Raw genomic sequence first — 17164 nt, 5'->3', positions numbered from 1 at the left:
AGCCGAGCAAAGGGAAATCCATGCGCCGCAACATCTTCGACGAGATCCACGACGACTTTCGAGCCAGCGCTCGCGAGTTCTTCGAGCGGGAATGCGTGCCGAACATTGAGAAGTGGGAACGCGACGGCAAAGTCAGTCGCGAGGCGTGGCTGGCCGCGGGGGCCGCTGGCCTTATCGGGTGGGAGTTCGACGAGAAGTACGGCGGCCTTGGGGTCAAGGATTTCCGGTTCAACCAGATCATCTCCGAGGAGATGTTCCTGACCGGATCGGTGGGCATCGGTCTTGGCGTCCAGAACGACATCCTGGTGCCGTACCTCAACCACCTCACCACCGACGAACAGAAGGCCCGCTGGCTGCCCAAGTTCGTCTCCGGTGAGTACATCGGCTCGATCGCGATGTCAGAGCCTGCGGCCGGATCCGACCTGGCGGGCATCAAGACCACCGCACGCGACGAGGGCGACCACTGGGTTGTCAACGGCCAGAAGACGTTCATCAGCAACGGCCTGCTGTCCAAGCTGGTGCTGACTGCCGTGAAGACCGACCCGACCGCCAAGCACAAAGGCATCAGCCTGCTGATGATCGAAGATGGCATGGAAGGCTTCACCCGCGGCCGCAAGCTCGACAAGATCGGCCAGTACTCCGCCGATACCGCGGAGCTGTTCTTCGAGGACGTCAAGGTGCCCAAGGAGAACTTGGTCGGCGAACTCAACCGCGGCTTTTACCATCTGGTCTCCAATCTGCCCAGTGAGCGGGTCGGTGTGGCCTGTTACGCGCTGCCCGCCGCTCGTCGAGCACTGGACCTGACCAAGGCGTATGCGCTCGAACGCACCGCGTTCGGTCAGCCGATCGGCAAGTTTCAGGTCAACAGGCACTTCCTCGCCGAAATGCAGACCAAACTCGATGCCGCTCAGACCTACCTCGACCAATGCGTGCTGTCGGTCAACGACGGCACATTGTCCGATCAGGATGCCGCAGGCCTGAAATGGTGGACCTCAGAAGTTCAGTGGGAGATCATCGACCGCTGCCTACAGATGTACGGCGGCTACGGCTATATCAACGAGTACGAAGTGGCGAGGCTCTGGCGGGATTCGCGGGTGCAGCGACTCTACGCCGGCACCACCGAGATCATGAAGGACCTCATGGGACGGGCGATGGGGTACTAGGGGTGACGTTGCTTACTGACTGGCGCCAATCGCTGGATCCACCGGCTGGTTCGGCTAACCTTCTAAACGGTTATTTGATTCGCATATTCGCATAGCGGTGGAGGTTGCAATGGAGGTCACCAGTCTTCGGGAACCGAAGATGGCCGATCGGGTGGCCACGGTGTTGCGGCGGATGTTTATCCGCGGCGAAATCACCGAAGGCACCATGCTCCCCCCGGAATCGGAGCTGATGGAGCGTTTCGGCGTGTCCCGGCCGACACTGCGGGAAGCGTTCCGCGTGCTCGAGTCCGAGTCGCTGATTCAGGTCCAGCGAGGCGTGCGCGGCGGGGCCCGCGTCACCCGGCCCCGGCGCGAGACACTCGCCCGCTACGCCGGCTTGATCCTCGAATACGAAGGCGTCACGGTCAAGGACGTCTACGACGCCCGGGTGACTCTGGAAGTTCCGATGGTCGAGCAGTTGGCCAAGGACCGCAACCCCAAGGTGATCGCCGAACTCGAGCAGATCGTCGAACGTGAGTCGCAGCTGAATCCCGGCAGCGAAGCCGTCGATCAGCTCACCGATTTCCACGCCGCGATCGCGCGGCTGTCCGGCAACAGCACCCTGCAAATCGTCAGCGACATGCTGCATCACATTATCGAGCAGGCCAACCGGTCGCTCCAGCCCACCAAGGGCACGCGCGCCGAGCAGGCGGTCCGTCGCTCAGCGAAAACCCACCGGATGGTGCTGGACATGATCAAGGATGGCGACGCCGAGAAGGCCGGCCAGCTCTGGAAGCGCCATCTGCAGAAGGCGGAGGAGTTCGTCCTGACCGGCGCCGAATTGTCCACTGTCGTAGACCTTCTCGAATGACCGGTGTCGACGAGCGGGTAAACCAGCACGATCTCGAGACACCCGACTCGATACAAGTCCGATTCGGTATCGAGTACGTCGAATCGCGCCCGGCGGAAGCCATTGCCGCGCTGACCATGCCGATGGAAAGGTGTCGCAATCCTTTCACCGGAGCGCCGACGGTCGGCCCGTTGGCCATCCTCGTGGACGCGGCGGCCGGCATCGTCAACCACTATCGGCGTCGGCCCGGCCAGTGGACGGTATCGAGCGAGTTGTCGATGGAGCTCGGCCTGGACGGCGTTGGGGACCTCGACGGTCCCGTGCTGGCCACCGCGCACACACTTGGTCCGCTCGGTACGACTTCGCTCGGGATCTGCACGCTGACCTACCGCGGAACGGTGATCGGCGGCGGCACGGTGCGGTCGTTCTTCATCGACGCCGATGACGTTGTCCCCCAGCAACGGCCGGAGACCCTGCGCAGGTCGGCTGAGACCACGTTCGCCGAGCTGATGGCGGTGCACGTTGCGGAGGATGGTCCGGCGACGGTGCTGGCGCAGCGCGTCGACCGCAACCTGAACAACGACATTGACATCGTGCATGGGGGCGTGGCCGCCGCCGGCTTGGAGCTCGCGGCATCGGCGGCCCTGAACCGGGACCGTTCCGACGCTCTGCTACAGACCGCGTCGCTGCGAGTGAACTTTCTGCGTCCGTTCTTCGCCGGCACTAAATCCCGCTATGAGGGCACGCCGCTACGCGTAGGTCGCAACACCGGCGTGGGCGATGCGCAGGCCATCGGCGACGACGGCAAAGTGGCGATCACCGCGCGGGTGACCGCCTACCGCTGAGGTCGACCGCGCTCACGAGACGACCACACGGACCTGCGCGACGTTGGCAATTCGGCACGAGCTCGCGGCCGGGTCACCATCTCGATGCGAATGGACTCGGCCGGTCACGAAATACTCGCCTGGCCGATCGAACGCGTGCTTGGTGGAGAGGGTGACGGACGCCGCCGATCCGTCGACGCCGTCGTGGCTGAACGGGAAGAAGCCGGTGCCGTCGAAGTCCCAATCGGCGGACACGATCGTGCCGGCGCCCGGAGGCACCGTCGCTCGGAGCTCCAGCTCGACCGCTTCGCCCACCCCCACCTCCGCTCGCTCGCCGCCGTTGACGGTGACCGCGATGACGGCTTGGATCCCGCGGCGCTCGGCGGCGTCCGGGGACAGGATCACCTTGTTCTCGGCGAAGCCGAAGGCGGTGTCGACGGGCTCGATGCCGTCCTCCACCCACGCGATCAGATCAGCCAGCGATTGCTCGATGTACGGCATGTAGTCGATCAGCCAGGTGTTGCTGGCCCGGTTGGGTAGTGAGGGCACCATCATCGAGGGGCCGTGCTCGGCGTTCTCGACCCAGCGGAGCCGGAACCGCTCCTTGGCGCCCTCCTCCCCCTGTGCCCGCAGCACGGCTTCGCGATAGATGATTCCCTGCGGGGGCCATAGCGACGAGTCCTTGGTGTGGTGGACCCAGATGAGCTTGCCGCTGTAGAGCCCGGAGTAGCCGACGCCCATGAGGGCCGACTGCCGCGGAACGGGGTGCTGCGGGTACACGGGTCGATCATCCACGCGCAGGGAATCGAACTGTGGATCGCTCATCAGGTGGTGCCGGGCGAAGTAATGGAAGGCAGGAAGTCGCGGTTGTCGACCTGTACCTCGTCGCCGGGTAGCACGTCGCTGAACCTGAGCAGGTTAGCTTCGCCCACGCCGTCGCAGTAAAAGACGTCGTCGGCGTGGGCTCCGCAGTAGAGCCGCCGCCCGGCCGCCGCTCCGGTGAGCACGGTGACGCTCGCGCCGAGCCGATAGCCCGTCTGCCCGAGGCCTTCGAGCTCGACCACCATGGGCAGCGACGGATCTCCGCCAAGGCTCGAGAACACCAGGATCAGCAGGCGGAAGTTCTGGTGCCGGGACTCGAGGAAGCGCGGATCCGCCAGGACGTCGGCGCCGGTGAGCACTTTCGCCACGGTGGCTCGTTCGTTCAGGATGTCGCGCTCGACGAGGCCCGGCTGGTCGAAGCCGACGTAGCCGGGCTTGGTCCAGAAATCCTCGAAGTAGGTGGGGTCCTGCTCGAGCAGCGATGTGGCCATCGAGGTCCAGAGCCACATCTGGCCGAGGGGCTTGCCGATCATGTACTCGTCGCCACGCGGGAAGCCCTGCCGGTACAGGCTGGCCAGCTCCTCGCGCTGGTGGGTGGTCAACCCGACGAAGGGATCGCCATGCCCGCCGGGGGCCATAGCGTCGGCGATCGCGTCCGTCTTGTCGCCGAGCAGGCGCTGGCGGTTGAACATCGTGGCGAACGACATCACCTGGGCGCCCTCGATCTTCTCCGTGCTGCCGTGCTCCACGATCGGCCCGCCGCCCATGAACGGCAGCGCGCCGTCCCAAGCGTCGGGCGCGTTCTCGAGGCACAGCGGCGACCGCCGCCCTCCGCCCGATCCTCCCCAGACGTAGGCGTGATGGGGCGCCTCGCCGTAGACCTGCGCGGCGACGAACTTGGCCAGTCGGGCCGTCTCTGCGCTGGCGCGGTGTCCGTAGAGCGTCGGGTCGTCGCCCCCTCGGGGGTCGAGGTCGTCGCCGACATGACCCTGGTTGGACTCCACCATGCAACCGCCGAGGCGGGCGCACATCCGCAGCCCGCCAAGGAAATCCGCCATCAGGTCGTTGTCGAAAGCGTTCTCGTGGCCACCGTGAGCGCCCTCGAGCGGCTGAAGGATCCGTCCGCGGTACTGCCCGTCGGTCGGGAACCAGAACGCCCAGCGAGTGGCGGTGTCCGCGAACCCACCGTGGACGTAACGATGCGCGATCGGTTCCGATCGCTCCTCGTCGACGTCCACGTACGGCGTACCGAAGAACCCGTCCGTCGACACGTATCCCGCAACGTCGATCGTGGCGTTTCCGATCTCGGAACGCCGGCCAGTCTCGGTCATCGATGCCTCCCCACGCTCGCATCGCCGCCACTACGCCGCCCGCTGGGCGTAAATAGTTGCGGGTGTCTGCCAACTCTGGCACTCACTGCCATACGTTGTCTAGAGTCGTGTCGTGATAACCAAGTCCGCCGCGCCATCCCCGCTTTCCGAAGAAGGGGTCTGGGATCGTCGCCGTCGCCTCGTCGCGGGCGAGATCGAGCAGGTCGCGCTCCGGTTGTTCGCCGAACAGGGATACGACAACGTCACGACCGACGACATCGCCCGGGCATGCAACATCTCCGCACGGACGTTCTTCCGGTACTTCGCTACGAAGCGGGACGTGCTCCTCGCGGTCCCGCGCCGCAGCCTCGTCGTCCTGTGCGACGCGGTGGACCAGCGCCCCGCAAACGAGGACCTCCTGACCTCGTGGCGAGCGGCCGCCATCGGTGTCCTCGGTGGTGACGCGGTCGATCTCGCCCTGATCGAGCAGCTCAAGGTGCTCGTCCGCGACAGCCCGGCCCTCGTCGACACGATCAACGGCGACGCCGAGCTCACCGAGCGATTCGTGCGGACCAACGCCCAGCGGCTCGGCGTCGACCCGGCAACGGACCTGCGTCCGATCATCGTCGCAGGGGCTGTGCGCAACGCGCTGATCGCGGCATTGGACCAGTGGTCCTCCGGCCGGGCCGACGACCTCGTGCGATCCTTCGGGGAGGCCTTCGACATCCTCGCTCGCCTCGACGCGATCGGTGGCCGACGCGCCGCCAAGACCTCGCGTTCGCGCACCCGTCGCACGTAACCGATCCGACGTGTGACGCGGTCACCGCTCGAACGGCGTTGCGCCGCAGGGTCCGACGAGCCCCTACTTCTTCGAGCGTGCCCGGAACGCGGCCACCCGCTTTTTGAACTCCGGGGTGGAGAACGACGTGTACTCCTCGGCCAGCGCGTACTCCAGCACACCGAGCGCGGCTCGCGACAGGTGCATGTTCATCGCAACCTTGCTGGCGCGCAGTGCCTGGGGCGGCAGACCGGCCAACCGCTCCCCTATCGCGAGCGCCTCGTCCAGCACGGTGTCATCGGTGGCCACTTTGGTGACGAGGTTCAGCTTGTCCGCAATTGCCGGAGTGATCCGATCCCCCAGCAGCACATACTCTTTGGCCTTCATCAGACCGATCAGCAGCGGCAGCATTGCCGCGCCGCCGTCGCCGGCCACCAACCCGACCGCGACGTGCGGGTCGGCCAGATAGCTGCTCTCCCCCATCACGAGGAAGTCACTCAGCAACGCGATCGAACAACCGAGACCGACAGCCGGGCCGTTGACCGCCGACACCAGCGGCTTGGGGAAGTTGATCACCTCCAGGAACACCGTGCGGGCCTCGGCTATCTGGAATTGGCGGGCCACCGCGTCGTCGATCAGACGTCCGAACATCACCATGTCGCCGCCGGCTGAGAACGCCTTGCCGATACCGGTCGTCACCACCGCCCGCACGTCGTCGTCGGCAGTCAGTACCCGCCAGATCGTGGCGAACGCATGGTGGACCTGCTCGTTGACGGCGTTGAACGCCTCCGGCCGGTTGATGCTCACGACGTGGACGTTGCCGCGCTTCTCCACCAGTAGCCACGGCGCAAATTCTTCGTAGCCAGGCAGAGTAGCGATCTCGGAAGTGGTCATGTGATGGTCCCGTCAGTTCTTCTCGTTGGAAAGGACGGTGACCGCGGAGACCGCGGTCGGCCCACCGATATTGTGGGCCAACCCGACTCGCGCACCGTCGACCTGATTCTCTGCTTCACCGCGAAGCTGATTGAACAGTTCGTAGCACTGTGCCACCCCCGTGGCACCCGGCGGGTGCCCCTTCGCCTTCAACCCGCCGCTCGGGTTGATCGGAATCGATCCGCCAACGTAATGTTCACGGCCCTCGACCAGCTTGTAGGCCTCGTAACGATGGGCGAACCCCAGATCCTCGTAGCTGATCAACTCGACGCCGGTGAAGCAGTCGTGGACCTCAGCGACGTCGATGTCGCGCGGCGTCACGCCGGCCATCTTCATCGCGGCCTTGGCGGCGCGCACCGTCGGCGGGAAGGTCGTCATGTCGCCCTTGTGCTGGTGCATCACCCGGTCCATGCCCAGCCCGACGCCGCGAACCCAGACCGGACGGTCCGTGTAACGGTCGACGACCTCCTCGGCGGCCAAGATCACCGCGGCCGCGCCATCGCTCTGCGGGGTGCAATCGTAGAGTCCGAACGGTTCGACCACGATCGGCGCGGCCAGCGCCTGCTCGACGGTGATCTCGTAGCGCAGTTGAGCTTTCGGGTTCTTCACCGCGTGGAAATGGTTCTTCACCGCCACCATCGCCATGTGTTCCTTCGTCGCCGGCGATTCGTGCAGGTATCGCATCACGTGGAGCGCGAAGTTGGCCGGCGCAACCAGTCCCAAGGGGTAGTCCCAGGCGTTGTCACGTGTCATCGCCGCCCAGTCCCAGAACGTGGTGTTCGATGACGTTTCGCGGACCTTGTCGGCCCCGACCACCAGCACCACGTCGTAGAGGCCCGAGGCGATGGCCAGCGTTCCGTTCCGGATCGCGTCATTACCCGTGGCGCAAGCATTTTCGACTCGCGTCACGGGAATCTCGGTGAGGTCAAGGGTGTCGGCCAAAATGCCGGATGGGAACCCGTCGGTCGTCGAAAGCTCACCGAACCACGCGGCTTCGATGTCGGATTTCTCAATGCCCTTGTCTACCTTGGTGACCGCTTCGGCGTAGGCCATCGGGATCAGGTCCTTGACGCCAAGGGCGAAGTGTTCGGCAAAGGGCGTCATCCCCGCGCCGACGATGGCAACGTTTCTCATGCAACGACTCCTTCCAGCGTCCGCCCCGGCCAGAATGCATAGCCGTAGTCGGGGATGCCGGCGCGAATGGCGATCCTGCGCAACACGACTGAGCCCGGCTGTCCTATCGCCGCCTCGCCGGCGCGTACCCCGGTGACCTTGAGCAGCACCCGCACCGGGCTGTCGTCGAGCTGAACGACGGCCAGTGAGTATGGGCTGGGTAGGTCGGGCACCGGGATCCGCACTGTGGTGTGGGTATAGACGGTGCCGGTGCGTGGCAGCGGCTCGAGCCGGTATTCGGTGGCCAACCGTCCGGCATTGTCGACTCGCAGCCGCGGCGGGAACTGCGGCGCCGCGTCGATGCCCGGGCTTTCCTCGAAAACCGCTGCCTCCCAGCGGATCTTCGGCTCGAAAGCGCGCGCATATGCGGGCATCGAAATCGGGATGCCGACACCGTCGGCGACGCGGGCCTTCGGTAATTCCTGGGCCGGAAACTCATCGCGGGCGATCCGGGTCTCGGTTCCCGCGGACGCCAGGTGCGCCGCGCTGATGCTGGACTGCTCGACCGCGAGCAACAGGCCCTCGATGCCCGCCTCGATCGCATCGGCCAACAGCAGGATGATCGCCGCGCTGGAGACAGCGGAATCCGCAACGGCGTGCGTCGTATCGAAGTCGCCCGCGACATGCGCCAGGGGCACGCCTGCCGCCGCGGCCACCGTCGGAGTTCCGGTCAGGCCCAATCGGGTCAGGGTGGAGCGCACCCCGACCTCGCGTTGCAGCCGGGGGTCGACGTAGGCGTGGCGGGCGCCGTCGGCACCACGGGCGCTTAACGGCAGGCTGCGCGTCTGGCGTGCCAGCGGGGTCACGACGGCGCCGTCATCGCCGGTGAGCACCGCGCCCGCCCCGGTCGCGAGATCGTTGTCGTCGGCGGCGATCACCAGGGTCCTTTCGCCGGCGCTGACGATTTGGTCCAACACCGCGGGTGCGCCGCCCAGCACCTCCGTCACGGCGGTGTCAGCCGGCAGCGACAACGCCGCCAATAGCACCGCGCCGTTGCCACCTTCCAACAGCGGAAAATCGCGAGACACCAGCACCACCCGTCGCGCCGTGGCGTCGGGATCGGCCGCGCGGCCGGCGGCGACGGCCATCGTCAGCGCGTCCTCGTCGGGACCCTTGACCCGCCGGTTGCGCACAGCCCAGGGCGGCAGATAGGTGCCGACCGAAAAGACCCGAGTCATAGATCCCCGCTTTTGTGGATGACTGCGCGTTACATCGCGCGACTAATGATCTATATAGTTATAGCATTCGACCGCATACTCTAGCGACCGACGGAAGGGTCAACGAACCGTGGGCAATCCCCATCCTCGCACTCTGGAGGATCGCGTCGTGGTGATAACCGGCGCCAGCCGCGGCATCGGCGCCGCCATCGCCGAGCGGATCGCCGAAGACGGTGCGGCCGTGGCATTACTGGCCAAAACTGAGGCGCCGAATCCCAAGATCGCGGGCACCCTTGCCGAGACCGCGGACGCCGTGCAACGTGCGGGTGGCCGGGCGCTCCCGCTGACCTGCGACGTCCGGGACGCGGACGCGGTGGCGTCGGCGATCGCTTCGGTGGCCGAGAAGTTCGGCGGCATCGACGTCATCGTCAACAACGCCGGGGCCCTGGATCTCCGGCCGACCGCGCAGTTGCCGCCTAAGAACCTGCGCCGGCTGCTGGAAATCAATGTGGAAGGGCCGTTCGCGGTGGTGCAGGCCGCACTTCCGCACCTGCGCCGGTCGGGCAACGCGCACGTCGTCAACGTCTCACCCCCGCTGAACATGGACCCCAGATGGGTAGGCGCCCACGTGGGGCACACCGTGGGCAAGTACGCCGAAAGCCTGCTCACCCTGGGCTGGGCCGAAGAGTTCGCCTCGGTGCCGATCGCGGTGAACTCGCTGTGGCCGGCCACCACGATCGCCAGCACCGGAATGATGGTCGCAATGGGAGAGGCAGCGGTACGCGCGCAGGCCCGTAGCCCACAGATCATGGCCGAGGCGGTGCACGCGCTCGTCACCCGACCCGCCGCGGCGTGCAGCGGCCATTTCTACACCGACGAGCAGATCCTGCGGGAAGAAGGCCGCGAGGACCTGTCGGGTTACCTATTGGCCCCGAGCGAGGAGGACTTAACGCCCAATTTCTATCTCCTGTCGGCCCCGGTGCCCACGGTTTAGGAAGCGGCTGTGGTGAATTCGTTTGACGCCTTGAGCGCCCGTGAGCCCGAGTTGGTCAAGCTACGGCTCGCCGTGCGGGGCTTCTTACAGTCCGACCGCGCTGAATTCGGGTGGCAGCCCGGCGTCGACTCGTGGTTGGGCGGTTGGGACGAGGAGTTCTCCGCCCGGCTGGGCGCCGCCGGGTTCACCGGCCTGACCATCCCGAAGCGGTACGGCGGCCACGGGCTGGGGCATCTCCACCGCTACGTGGTGACCGAGGAGCTGATCGCGGCGGGTGCGCCTGTGGCGGCGCACTGGACCGCCGATCGCCAGGTCGCGCCGGGCCTGTTGACCTACGGCACCGAGGAGCAGCGCGAACGTCTATTGCCCAAAATCGTTGCGGGCAAGCTTTATTCATCGATCGGCATGAGCGAGCACGGCGCCGGATCCGACCTGGCCGCCGTGCAGACCAAGGCCGTCCGCAGCGACGGCGGCTGGCTGCTCTCCGGTAGCAAGGTGTGGACCAGCGGGGCCCACCACGCGCATCAGGTCGTCGTGCTGGCCCGCACCAGCCCGCCGGACCCGCAGCAGCGGCATGCCGGCTTCAGCCAGTTCTTGGTGCCATGCGATGCCGAGGGCGTCCGCGTCGAACCCATCATCTTGATGTCGGGGGCACACCACTTCAACGAGGTTCTGTTCGACGGGGTCTTCGTTCCCGATGCCGACGTGCTCGGTGACGTCGGCAACGGTTGGCACCAGGTCACCTCCGAATTGTCGTTCGAACGCAGCGGGCCCGAACGGATCCTGTCCACCGGCCCCCTGCTATTCGCTGCCATCCGTGCACTCGGCCGAGTCTCGCTGCCCGACGACCGCACCGCCGCCGACATCGGTGACCTGATGGCGCGGTTGATCTCGCTGCGGCAGCTGTCGTTGTCAGTGGCCCGCACGCTCACCGAGGGCGGCGATGCCGCCAATCAGGCGGCGCTGGTGAAGGACCTCGGCACGCGTTTTGAAGCCGAATCAGTGGGGTCGATCGCCGATCTACTCGAGGCGACGCCACCGAATTCCGAACTGCAGACGATGCTGAACACCGCGTGGCTGCACAAGCCCATGTTTACCTTGCGCGGCGGCACCAACGAGGTGCTGCGCGGTGTGGTCGCCCGCGGAATGGGGCTGCGGTGAGCGCTCTGGCCGGCGGGGTGTTCGCCGCGACCGACGCCCGGGACGACGATGCGGAGCTGCGTCAACTCGTCGACGACATTGGGCAGCGCGCTTATGACGCGGGGCTGGGCCACCGCGGCGTCCCAGACCAGTTCGACGCCGTGCTCTGGCGCAACCTCGAGGACACCGGGCTGGCCAGGCTGACGAGCACGCCGGACATGGGAGCCGGCCCGCGCGAGTTGGCGGTTGCGCTCTACGGCGTGGCCCGCCACGCCGGCGCGGTGCCGTTGGCCGAAACCGACGCGCTTGCCGGGTGGCTCGGACAGCAGGCCGGCGTCGAGCTGCCCGCCGGCCCGCTGAGTGTCGCGATCGCCGATGCCGAAACCGACCACGGCCGGGTCACCGGCACCGCGCACGCGGTGCCATGGGCACGGGCGTGCACCGCCGTGGTGCTGGCCGTCAGCGCGCCCGCTGGACTTCAGGTCGGCGTGATCGACGTGACGCCCGGTGAGCTGCGAGAAGGTCACAACCTGGCAGGCGAACCGCGCGACTCGATTGCCTTCGACGTGTCGGCCGACCAGTTGCACGCCGTAGACCCGACGGTGGGCGCCGAGCTGGCTCGGCGCGGCGCGTGGTCACGCTGTGTGCAGACCATCGGAGTGTTGGATGCCGCCGCAGCGCTGTCGGTAGAGCACACCCGCCAGCGCATCCAGTTCGGTCGTCCGCTCAGCGCTTTCCAGTCCGTGCAGCAGTCACTGGCCGGCATGGCCGGAGAGATCGAAAGAGCCCGTGCCGCTGCGGAATTGGCCGTTGCCGCCGCTGCCGAGCACGGCTTCGCGTCGCCTCACACCGACTACGCCGTCACCGTCGCCAAGGTGGCGGTCGGCCGGGCCGTCGGGCCGGTCACCAGCGTTGCCCACCAGCTGCACGGCGCGATCGGCGTCACCAGTGAACACCCGCTATGGCTGTTCACCTTGCGCGCTCAGAGCTGGACCAGCGATTACGGCAGCACCACGCATTTCGCGCGGCGACTCGGCCGGCTTGTCCTGGCCGCCGAGGATCCGTGGAGTTTGGTGACGGGCGATCTGACTCAATTGGAAAACAACAGTAGATAAGGGAGAACTAGTGACAGTGCAGCAATTTGAGGGCGCCTCGGCGATTGTCAGCGGAGGAGCAGGTGGCCTGGGCGAGGCGACGGTGCGTCGGCTCCATGCCGAAGGACTTGGCGTGGTGATCGCCGATCTCGCCGCCGACAAGGGCAAGGCGCTGGCCGACGAGCTGGGTGGCCGGGCACTGTTCGTCAGCACCGACGTAACGAGCGACGACAGCGTGCAGGGCGCCATCGAGCAGGCCAACCAGCTCGGTCAGCTGCGCTACGCGGTCGTTGCACACGGCGGCTTCGGGGTGGCCCAGCGGATCGTGCAGCGCGACGGCAGCCCGGCCGACATGGCCGGTTTCACCAAGACCATCAACCTGTATCTCACCGGCACCTACAACCTGACACGGCTGGTAGCGGCTTCGGTAGCCGCCGCCGAACCCCGCGAGGACGGCGAACGGGGTGCCATCGTCATGACAGCCTCGGTCGCGGGCTATGAGGGTCAGATCGGCCAGACCGCTTATGCCGCAGCGAAAGCCGGTGTCATCGGGTTGACCATCGCTGCCGCTCGCGACCTCAGTTCGGTGGGCATCCGGGTCAACACCATCGCCCCTGGAACGATGAAGACGCCGATCATGGAGTCGGTCGGCGAGGAGGCTATCGCGAAGTTCGCTGCCAACATCCCGTTCCCGAAGCGACTAGGCACTCCAGCCGAGTACGCCGACGCCGCGACGTTTCTGCTGTCCAATGGCTACGTCAACGGCGAGGTGATGCGCCTCGACGGCGCGCAGCGCTTCACTCCGAAGTGACCGGCGCGCGCTACGGGCCGGCTCGCACCGGCCTGTAGCGGCGCGCTACAACCGCCCCTCTACCCGAAGCTTCGGGTGCACCCAGTCGGGCGAGTTCTTCTGCTTGAACGCCCGGAAGCCTTCGGCCGCTTCAGGTCCGAAGAGACTGGTCGTCATGCCGATCCGGTCGTAGAGCCCGAGGTAGTTGTCCAGGCTCGCCTTGACCAACCCCCGCGCTCCCGGAGCGGTCCGGCAGCACTGCGCGAGCAGCTCCTTGGCGACGCTCAACAGGTCGTCGTGCGGAACAACCCTGCTCACCATTCCCCAGTCGAGCGCCTCGTCGGCGTTCAGCGTCCGTCCGGTGAACATCAGGTCCTTGGTCCGGACCGGTCCAATGAGCCGGGCCAGCACCTGGCTGTAGTACGTGTCGGCGATGCCACGGAACAATTCCGGCACCCGGAATACAGCCCGATCGCTCACCACGGCGAGGTCGCTGCACATCGCGATCTGCAGGCCACCGCCCTGACAGAGGCCGTTGACCGCGGACACGACCGGCTTGGCCGACTGCCGCAGCGTGTCGAACGGAGTGACGTCGGTTCCCAGGGTGGACGCGAAGTCCATCCAGTTGTCTGCTGCTTTCTGACCCAGGTCACCTCCCGGTGCGAAGACGTCGCCGGTGCCGGTGATGAGCAGGCCGGCGAGGTCGGGGTCGGCATTGACGCGACTGACCGCGTAGCGGATCCCGAAGTACATCGCAGGCGTCATCGCATTCCGGGCCTCGGGGCGGTCCAAGGTGCAGATCGCAAATGCGCCTTCACGCTCAAACCTCAGGTAGGGGCTGCCCAACCAGTCACCGTCGGGTGGGCGCGGACCGCCATTGGGGCTGTCGGGCATGTGGGATCCCTTCCAAAGCTCTGAGTGTGCCGTCGTCCACCAAATTAGCCAAATAGTTGTATGATTCCAAGCCGTCGGCGTAGCATCCTCGACGTGGCGTACGTCACTGCGTCGCGCCCCACCAACGCGCTGAGCGCGGCCGATTGCGAGCTATTGGAGGCATACGAATGGGTTCACTGGACGGCAGGGTCGTCTTCATCACCGGAGCCGCTCGCGGGCAAGGCCGTTCGCACGCGGTGATGTGCGCCGAGCAAGGTGCCGACATCATCGGTGTCGACATCTGCGAGAACCTCGACATCGTGCCCTACGCCCTGGGCACCGAAGACGATCTCGAGGAGACGGCCCGCCTGGTGGAGAAAACCGGCAGGAAGATGATCACCCGCAAGGCCGACGTCCGAGACTTCGCTGCGTTGCAGGATGCGTTCGACGCGGGCGTCAACGAATTCGGCCACGTCGACACGGTGCTCGCCAATGCCGGGGTGGTGCTCACCAACGCCGACGAGCGCGACGCATCAGAGGCGCTGCGGCTAGGGCTCGACATCATGCTTATCGGGGTGTGGAACGCCTTCCAGGTGGCGATCCCGCACATGAAGGAACGTGGCGAGGGTGGCAACCTGATCGCGACGAGTTCAATGATCGCCCTACTGGACCTGACCGACGGCCGCGGCGGGAGCGACGCCTACCTGATGTCCAAGGTCGCCGTCGTCGGTCTGGTCCGCGCGTACGCGGCCATGCTGGCCCCCGACCGCATTCGCGTCAATGCGGTGGCGCCGACGAATTGTGCGACCCCGATGATCACCGACAACCCGGCGCTGTTCAAAGTGATCGAGGACAACCCTCGCATGGTCAACGCGGTCCAGACCGCGCTGCCGGACCTGCCGCTGATCGAGCCACGCGACGTGAGCAACGCGATCCTCTTCCTGCTCAGCGACGCGGGCCGTTCGTTCACTGGAAGCATGCTGAAGGTGGACGCCGGCATGGACGTAAGGCGCTGACCGGGATTCTGCGATGGACTACGGAATCGACCGCCGATCGGCGCTGATCGTCGGCGGCAGTAAGGGAATCGGCTTCGAAGCCGCGAAACTGCTTGCCGCAGAGGGTGCGCGGGTTGCGGTACTGGCCCGCACCAAGTCCGACGTCGACGCCGCCGTCGAATCGATTCGTAGCGAGGGTGGCACCGCGATCGGCGTCACCGCCGACGTCAGCAACGCCGAGCAGCTTCAGAGCGCGGTGCGAGAAGTGACCACCGAGCAGGGGCCGCCGCTCATCGTCATCGGTCAAGCCAAGTACCAGAAACCCGGCGACTTCGCGGACATCACCGACGTGAACATCTACCGCGAGTCCTTCGACATGCACACCACGAGCCAGATCCTGCTCCTGCATGCGGTGCTGCCCGCGATGAAGGAAGCGGGTTGGGGCCGCTTCGTCCACATCGGATCAGGCACAGCGAAGGAACCCGCGGGCAACATCCATCACGCGGTGGCCAATACCAGCCGTCCGTCGACGGTCGGGCTGCTCAAGACCGTCTCCGACGAGTACGCCCGATACGGGATCACCGTCAACACCGTCGCACCCGGCTGGATCGAGACCGAGAACGCGCTGGCCTATTTGGATCAACACCTCGGCGCGAGCACCGAGCAGGAGCGCCGCGACTTCATGCTCACCCAGGCCCGCGTACCGGCGGCACGGATGGGGAAGCCTCGGGAGATCGCCTCGCTCATTGCCTACTTGTGCTCAGCCCCTGCTGGGTACGTCACCGGCAGTTGGATCGAAGTCGACGGCGGCTTGCATCGCTCGGCGTTCTGACGGGAGGAGAACACGTGAAACCCCATGCCGTACCGGAACTCTCCTTCGCAGGGCTGCCGATGGCAGCGGACCGCGGGGTGGGATGGAAGACCGTGCGCGACGCCGGGCGGGTGGTGTTCATCGACGGCTGGTACTACTTAGCGCACCGCGAGGACGTGCTTGCCGCGCTGCGCAATCCGGAGTTGTTCTCGTCAAAGAAAGCCTTCGACGTGCTCGGCGCCCCGTTGCCGTTGGTACCCATCTCCTTCGACCCGCCCGAGCACACCCGATTCCGCAAGATCTTGCAGCCCTTCTTCAGCCCGCACACTTTAAAGGCAATGCTGCCCTCCCTCCAGAGACAGGCGATCGACATCGTCGACGACATCGCCAAGAAGGGCGAGTGCGAAGTCGTAGCCGACCTGGCAATCCCCTACCCGTCACAGGTGTTCCTGACCTTGTTCGGGCTGCCTCTGGAAGATCGCGACCGGCTCATCGCATGGAAGGACTCAGTCATCGCGCTTGCAGAGTCACCGACGCTCGAAGGCGCTGACCTCACGCCCGCAATGGAATTGCTCGCCTACGTCTCCGAGGCGATCAACGAACGAAGGGCCAACCCCGGACCGGACATCCTGTCCCAAGTGCTCACCGGTGAAGACGCCCTCGACGATGCCGAGATGATGGGGCTGAGTTTCCTGTTCGTGCTCGCCGGGCTGGACACCGTCACGGCGGCGATGAGCACGGCGCTGTTGGAACTGGCCCGTAACCCTGAGCTGCGCACCACGCTGCGCGAGGATCCCAACCAGATGAGCGTGTTCGTCGAGGAGATCGTCAGGTTGGAGCCCCCCGCGCCGATGTTGCCCCGGGTCACCACCGCGGAGGTCACCATCGGCGACATCACCCTTCCTGCCGATACCCGGGTGCGGCTGTGCATCGCCGCGATCAATCGTGACGACAGCGACGAGACCTCGACCGACGACGTGGTGATGGACGGAAAGGTCCACCGGCACTGGGGCTTTGGCGGAGGGCCGCACCGCTGCCTCGGCTCTCACCTGGCACGCATGGAGCTCACGCTCGTCCTCGACGAATGGCTCAAGCGCATCCCCGAGTTCTCGGTGGAGGACGGCTACGAACCGCACATCGTGTTCCCCGCGCAGACCTTCTCGCTGGAACGCCTGCCGCTGAAGCTGGGCTGAGCTAGTTGCCGCGCGAGCATTTCTTGACGAGTTCCTGTTTGTACAGCTTGCCGGTGTCCGTCCGGGACAGCTGCGCTTCGAACGAGAGCGACCGCGGACACTTGTAGTGCGCCAACCGGTTTCGTAGCCAGCCCAACAGCTTCTCGTTGATGTCGGCCGGATCGATCCTCTGCACCACACCTATGCCGGCTTGACTCATCTCATCGTCCGGAGTGACCACAAGAGCCGAATCTCCGTAGCTTGTAAGGAATCTACCGACTATTTCATCACGAGTGTCAAAAATCG

The 17164-nt window shown here is 66.0% G+C and carries 17 protein-coding genes and 1 pseudogene; 11 read left to right on the top strand and 7 right to left on the bottom strand.

All coding sequences use genetic code 11. The annotated features are described in order from the left end of the window. Window positions 1-20: 20 nt before the first annotated feature. From QGN31_RS11800 to QGN31_RS11790, 3 genes are all read left to right on the top strand, one after another. Complete coding sequence (locus QGN31_RS11800) at window positions 21-1163, top strand: acyl-CoA dehydrogenase family protein (RefSeq protein ID WP_014385027.1); 1143 nt, start codon at window positions 21-23, stop codon at window positions 1161-1163. A gap of 109 nt (window positions 1164-1272) precedes the next feature. Beyond that, on the top strand, window positions 1273-2013 hold the full coding sequence (locus QGN31_RS11795) for a FadR/GntR family transcriptional regulator (RefSeq protein WP_014385028.1): 741 nt from the start codon (window positions 1273-1275) through the stop codon (window positions 2011-2013). Further along, window positions 2010-2837, top strand: a complete 828-nt coding sequence (locus tag QGN31_RS11790) for a PaaI family thioesterase (protein WP_014385029.1) — start codon at window positions 2010-2012, stop codon at window positions 2835-2837. The genes QGN31_RS11795 and QGN31_RS11790 overlap by 4 nt, the downstream gene beginning before the upstream one ends. Window positions 2838-2849: 12 nt before the next feature. Here the strand turns inward: QGN31_RS11790 and QGN31_RS11785 are convergent, their stop codons facing one another. Both QGN31_RS11785 and QGN31_RS11780 read right to left on the bottom strand, forming a co-directional pair. Continuing rightward, window positions 2850-3611: a hypothetical protein gene (locus tag QGN31_RS11785; RefSeq protein ID WP_201358728.1), complete on the bottom strand. Its 762-nt coding sequence runs from the start codon at window positions 3609-3611 to the stop codon at window positions 2850-2852. A 29-nt stretch (window positions 3612-3640) separates the two neighbouring features. Further along, window positions 3641-4969 carry a tannase/feruloyl esterase family alpha/beta hydrolase gene (locus QGN31_RS11780; RefSeq protein ID WP_201358729.1) on the bottom strand — a complete coding sequence of 443 codons (1329 nt, stop codon included), beginning with the start codon at window positions 4967-4969 and terminating at the stop codon, window positions 3641-3643. A gap of 112 nt (window positions 4970-5081) precedes the next feature. Between QGN31_RS11780 and QGN31_RS11775 the strand changes: the two genes are divergently transcribed. Continuing rightward, on the top strand, window positions 5082-5747 hold the full coding sequence (locus QGN31_RS11775) for a TetR family transcriptional regulator (RefSeq protein WP_014385031.1): 666 nt from the start codon (window positions 5082-5084) through the stop codon (window positions 5745-5747). Between the two features lie 63 nt (window positions 5748-5810). On the opposite strand, the gene QGN31_RS11770 is transcribed toward QGN31_RS11775, so the two are convergent. From QGN31_RS11770 to QGN31_RS11760, 3 genes are read right to left on the bottom strand one after another with little or no spacing between them, the layout of a single operon-like run. Then, window positions 5811-6620: an enoyl-CoA hydratase/isomerase family protein gene (locus tag QGN31_RS11770; RefSeq protein ID WP_014385032.1), complete on the bottom strand. Its 810-nt coding sequence runs from the start codon at window positions 6618-6620 to the stop codon at window positions 5811-5813. Window positions 6621-6632: 12 nt separating this feature from the next. Beyond that, window positions 6633-7793, bottom strand: a complete 1161-nt coding sequence (locus QGN31_RS11765; protein ID WP_201358730.1) for a thiolase C-terminal domain-containing protein — start codon at window positions 7791-7793, stop codon at window positions 6633-6635. After that, complete coding sequence (locus QGN31_RS11760; protein WP_014385034.1) at window positions 7790-9010, bottom strand: OB-fold domain-containing protein; 1221 nt, start codon at window positions 9008-9010, stop codon at window positions 7790-7792. The genes QGN31_RS11765 and QGN31_RS11760 overlap by 4 nt, the downstream gene beginning before the upstream one ends. 148 nt (window positions 9011-9158) lie before the next feature. Between QGN31_RS11760 and QGN31_RS11755 the strand changes: the two genes are divergently transcribed. The 4 genes from QGN31_RS11755 to QGN31_RS11740 are packed head-to-tail and all read left to right on the top strand — an operon-like array spanning window position 9159 to window position 13028. Beyond that, entirely contained in the window at window positions 9159-9983 is an 825-nt protein-coding gene (locus QGN31_RS11755; protein WP_014385035.1) for an SDR family oxidoreductase, read from the top strand. Between the two features lie 9 nt (window positions 9984-9992). Beyond that, the gene (locus QGN31_RS11750) at window positions 9993-11144 is read left to right on the top strand and encodes an acyl-CoA dehydrogenase family protein (RefSeq protein WP_014385036.1); all 1152 of its coding nucleotides are present in this window, start codon (window positions 9993-9995) and stop codon (window positions 11142-11144) included. Continuing rightward, window positions 11141-12238, top strand: a complete 1098-nt coding sequence (locus QGN31_RS11745; protein ID WP_014385037.1) for an acyl-CoA dehydrogenase family protein — start codon at window positions 11141-11143, stop codon at window positions 12236-12238. Before QGN31_RS11750 ends, QGN31_RS11745 begins: the two co-directional genes overlap by 4 nt. 10 nt (window positions 12239-12248) lie before the next feature. Further along, the gene (locus QGN31_RS11740; RefSeq protein WP_041785015.1) at window positions 12249-13028 is read left to right on the top strand and encodes an SDR family oxidoreductase; all 780 of its coding nucleotides are present in this window, start codon (window positions 12249-12251) and stop codon (window positions 13026-13028) included. A 45-nt stretch (window positions 13029-13073) separates the two neighbouring features. Here QGN31_RS11740 and QGN31_RS11735 read toward each other — a convergent pair whose 3' ends face one another. After that, the gene (locus QGN31_RS11735; protein ID WP_014385039.1) at window positions 13074-13901 is read right to left on the bottom strand and encodes an enoyl-CoA hydratase/isomerase family protein; all 828 of its coding nucleotides are present in this window, start codon (window positions 13899-13901) and stop codon (window positions 13074-13076) included. A 167-nt stretch (window positions 13902-14068) separates the two neighbouring features. On the opposite strand from QGN31_RS11735, the gene QGN31_RS11730 reads away from it, so the two are divergent. Genes QGN31_RS11730 through QGN31_RS11720 form a run of 3 tightly spaced genes read left to right on the top strand, consistent with a single transcriptional unit; the run spans window position 14069 to window position 16879 of the window. After that, window positions 14069-14896 carry a mycofactocin-coupled SDR family oxidoreductase gene (locus QGN31_RS11730; protein WP_014385040.1) on the top strand — a complete coding sequence of 276 codons (828 nt, stop codon included), beginning with the start codon at window positions 14069-14071 and terminating at the stop codon, window positions 14894-14896. 13 nt (window positions 14897-14909) lie between these two features. Then, window positions 14910-15707 carry an SDR family oxidoreductase gene (locus QGN31_RS11725; RefSeq protein ID WP_014385041.1) on the top strand — a complete coding sequence of 266 codons (798 nt, stop codon included), beginning with the start codon at window positions 14910-14912 and terminating at the stop codon, window positions 15705-15707. A gap of 59 nt (window positions 15708-15766) precedes the next feature. Next, window positions 15767-16879 (top strand): cytochrome P450, encoded by a 1113-nt coding sequence (locus tag QGN31_RS11720; protein ID WP_080588022.1) that lies wholly within the window; start codon window positions 15767-15769, stop codon window positions 16877-16879. Window position 16880: 1 nt separating this feature from the next. Here the strand turns inward: QGN31_RS11720 and QGN31_RS11715 are convergent. Continuing rightward, a pseudogene (locus tag QGN31_RS11715) lies at window positions 16881-17111 on the bottom strand (acyl-CoA synthetase); the annotation flags it as partial. Between the last annotated feature and the right edge of the window lie 53 nt (window positions 17112-17164).

This window comes from Mycobacterium sp. 2-64, assembly GCF_035918375.1.
Taxonomy (GTDB): Bacteria; Actinomycetota; Actinomycetes; order Mycobacteriales; family Mycobacteriaceae; genus Mycobacterium; species Mycobacterium intracellulare.
This window is presented reverse-complemented; position numbering and strand designations above follow the sequence as displayed.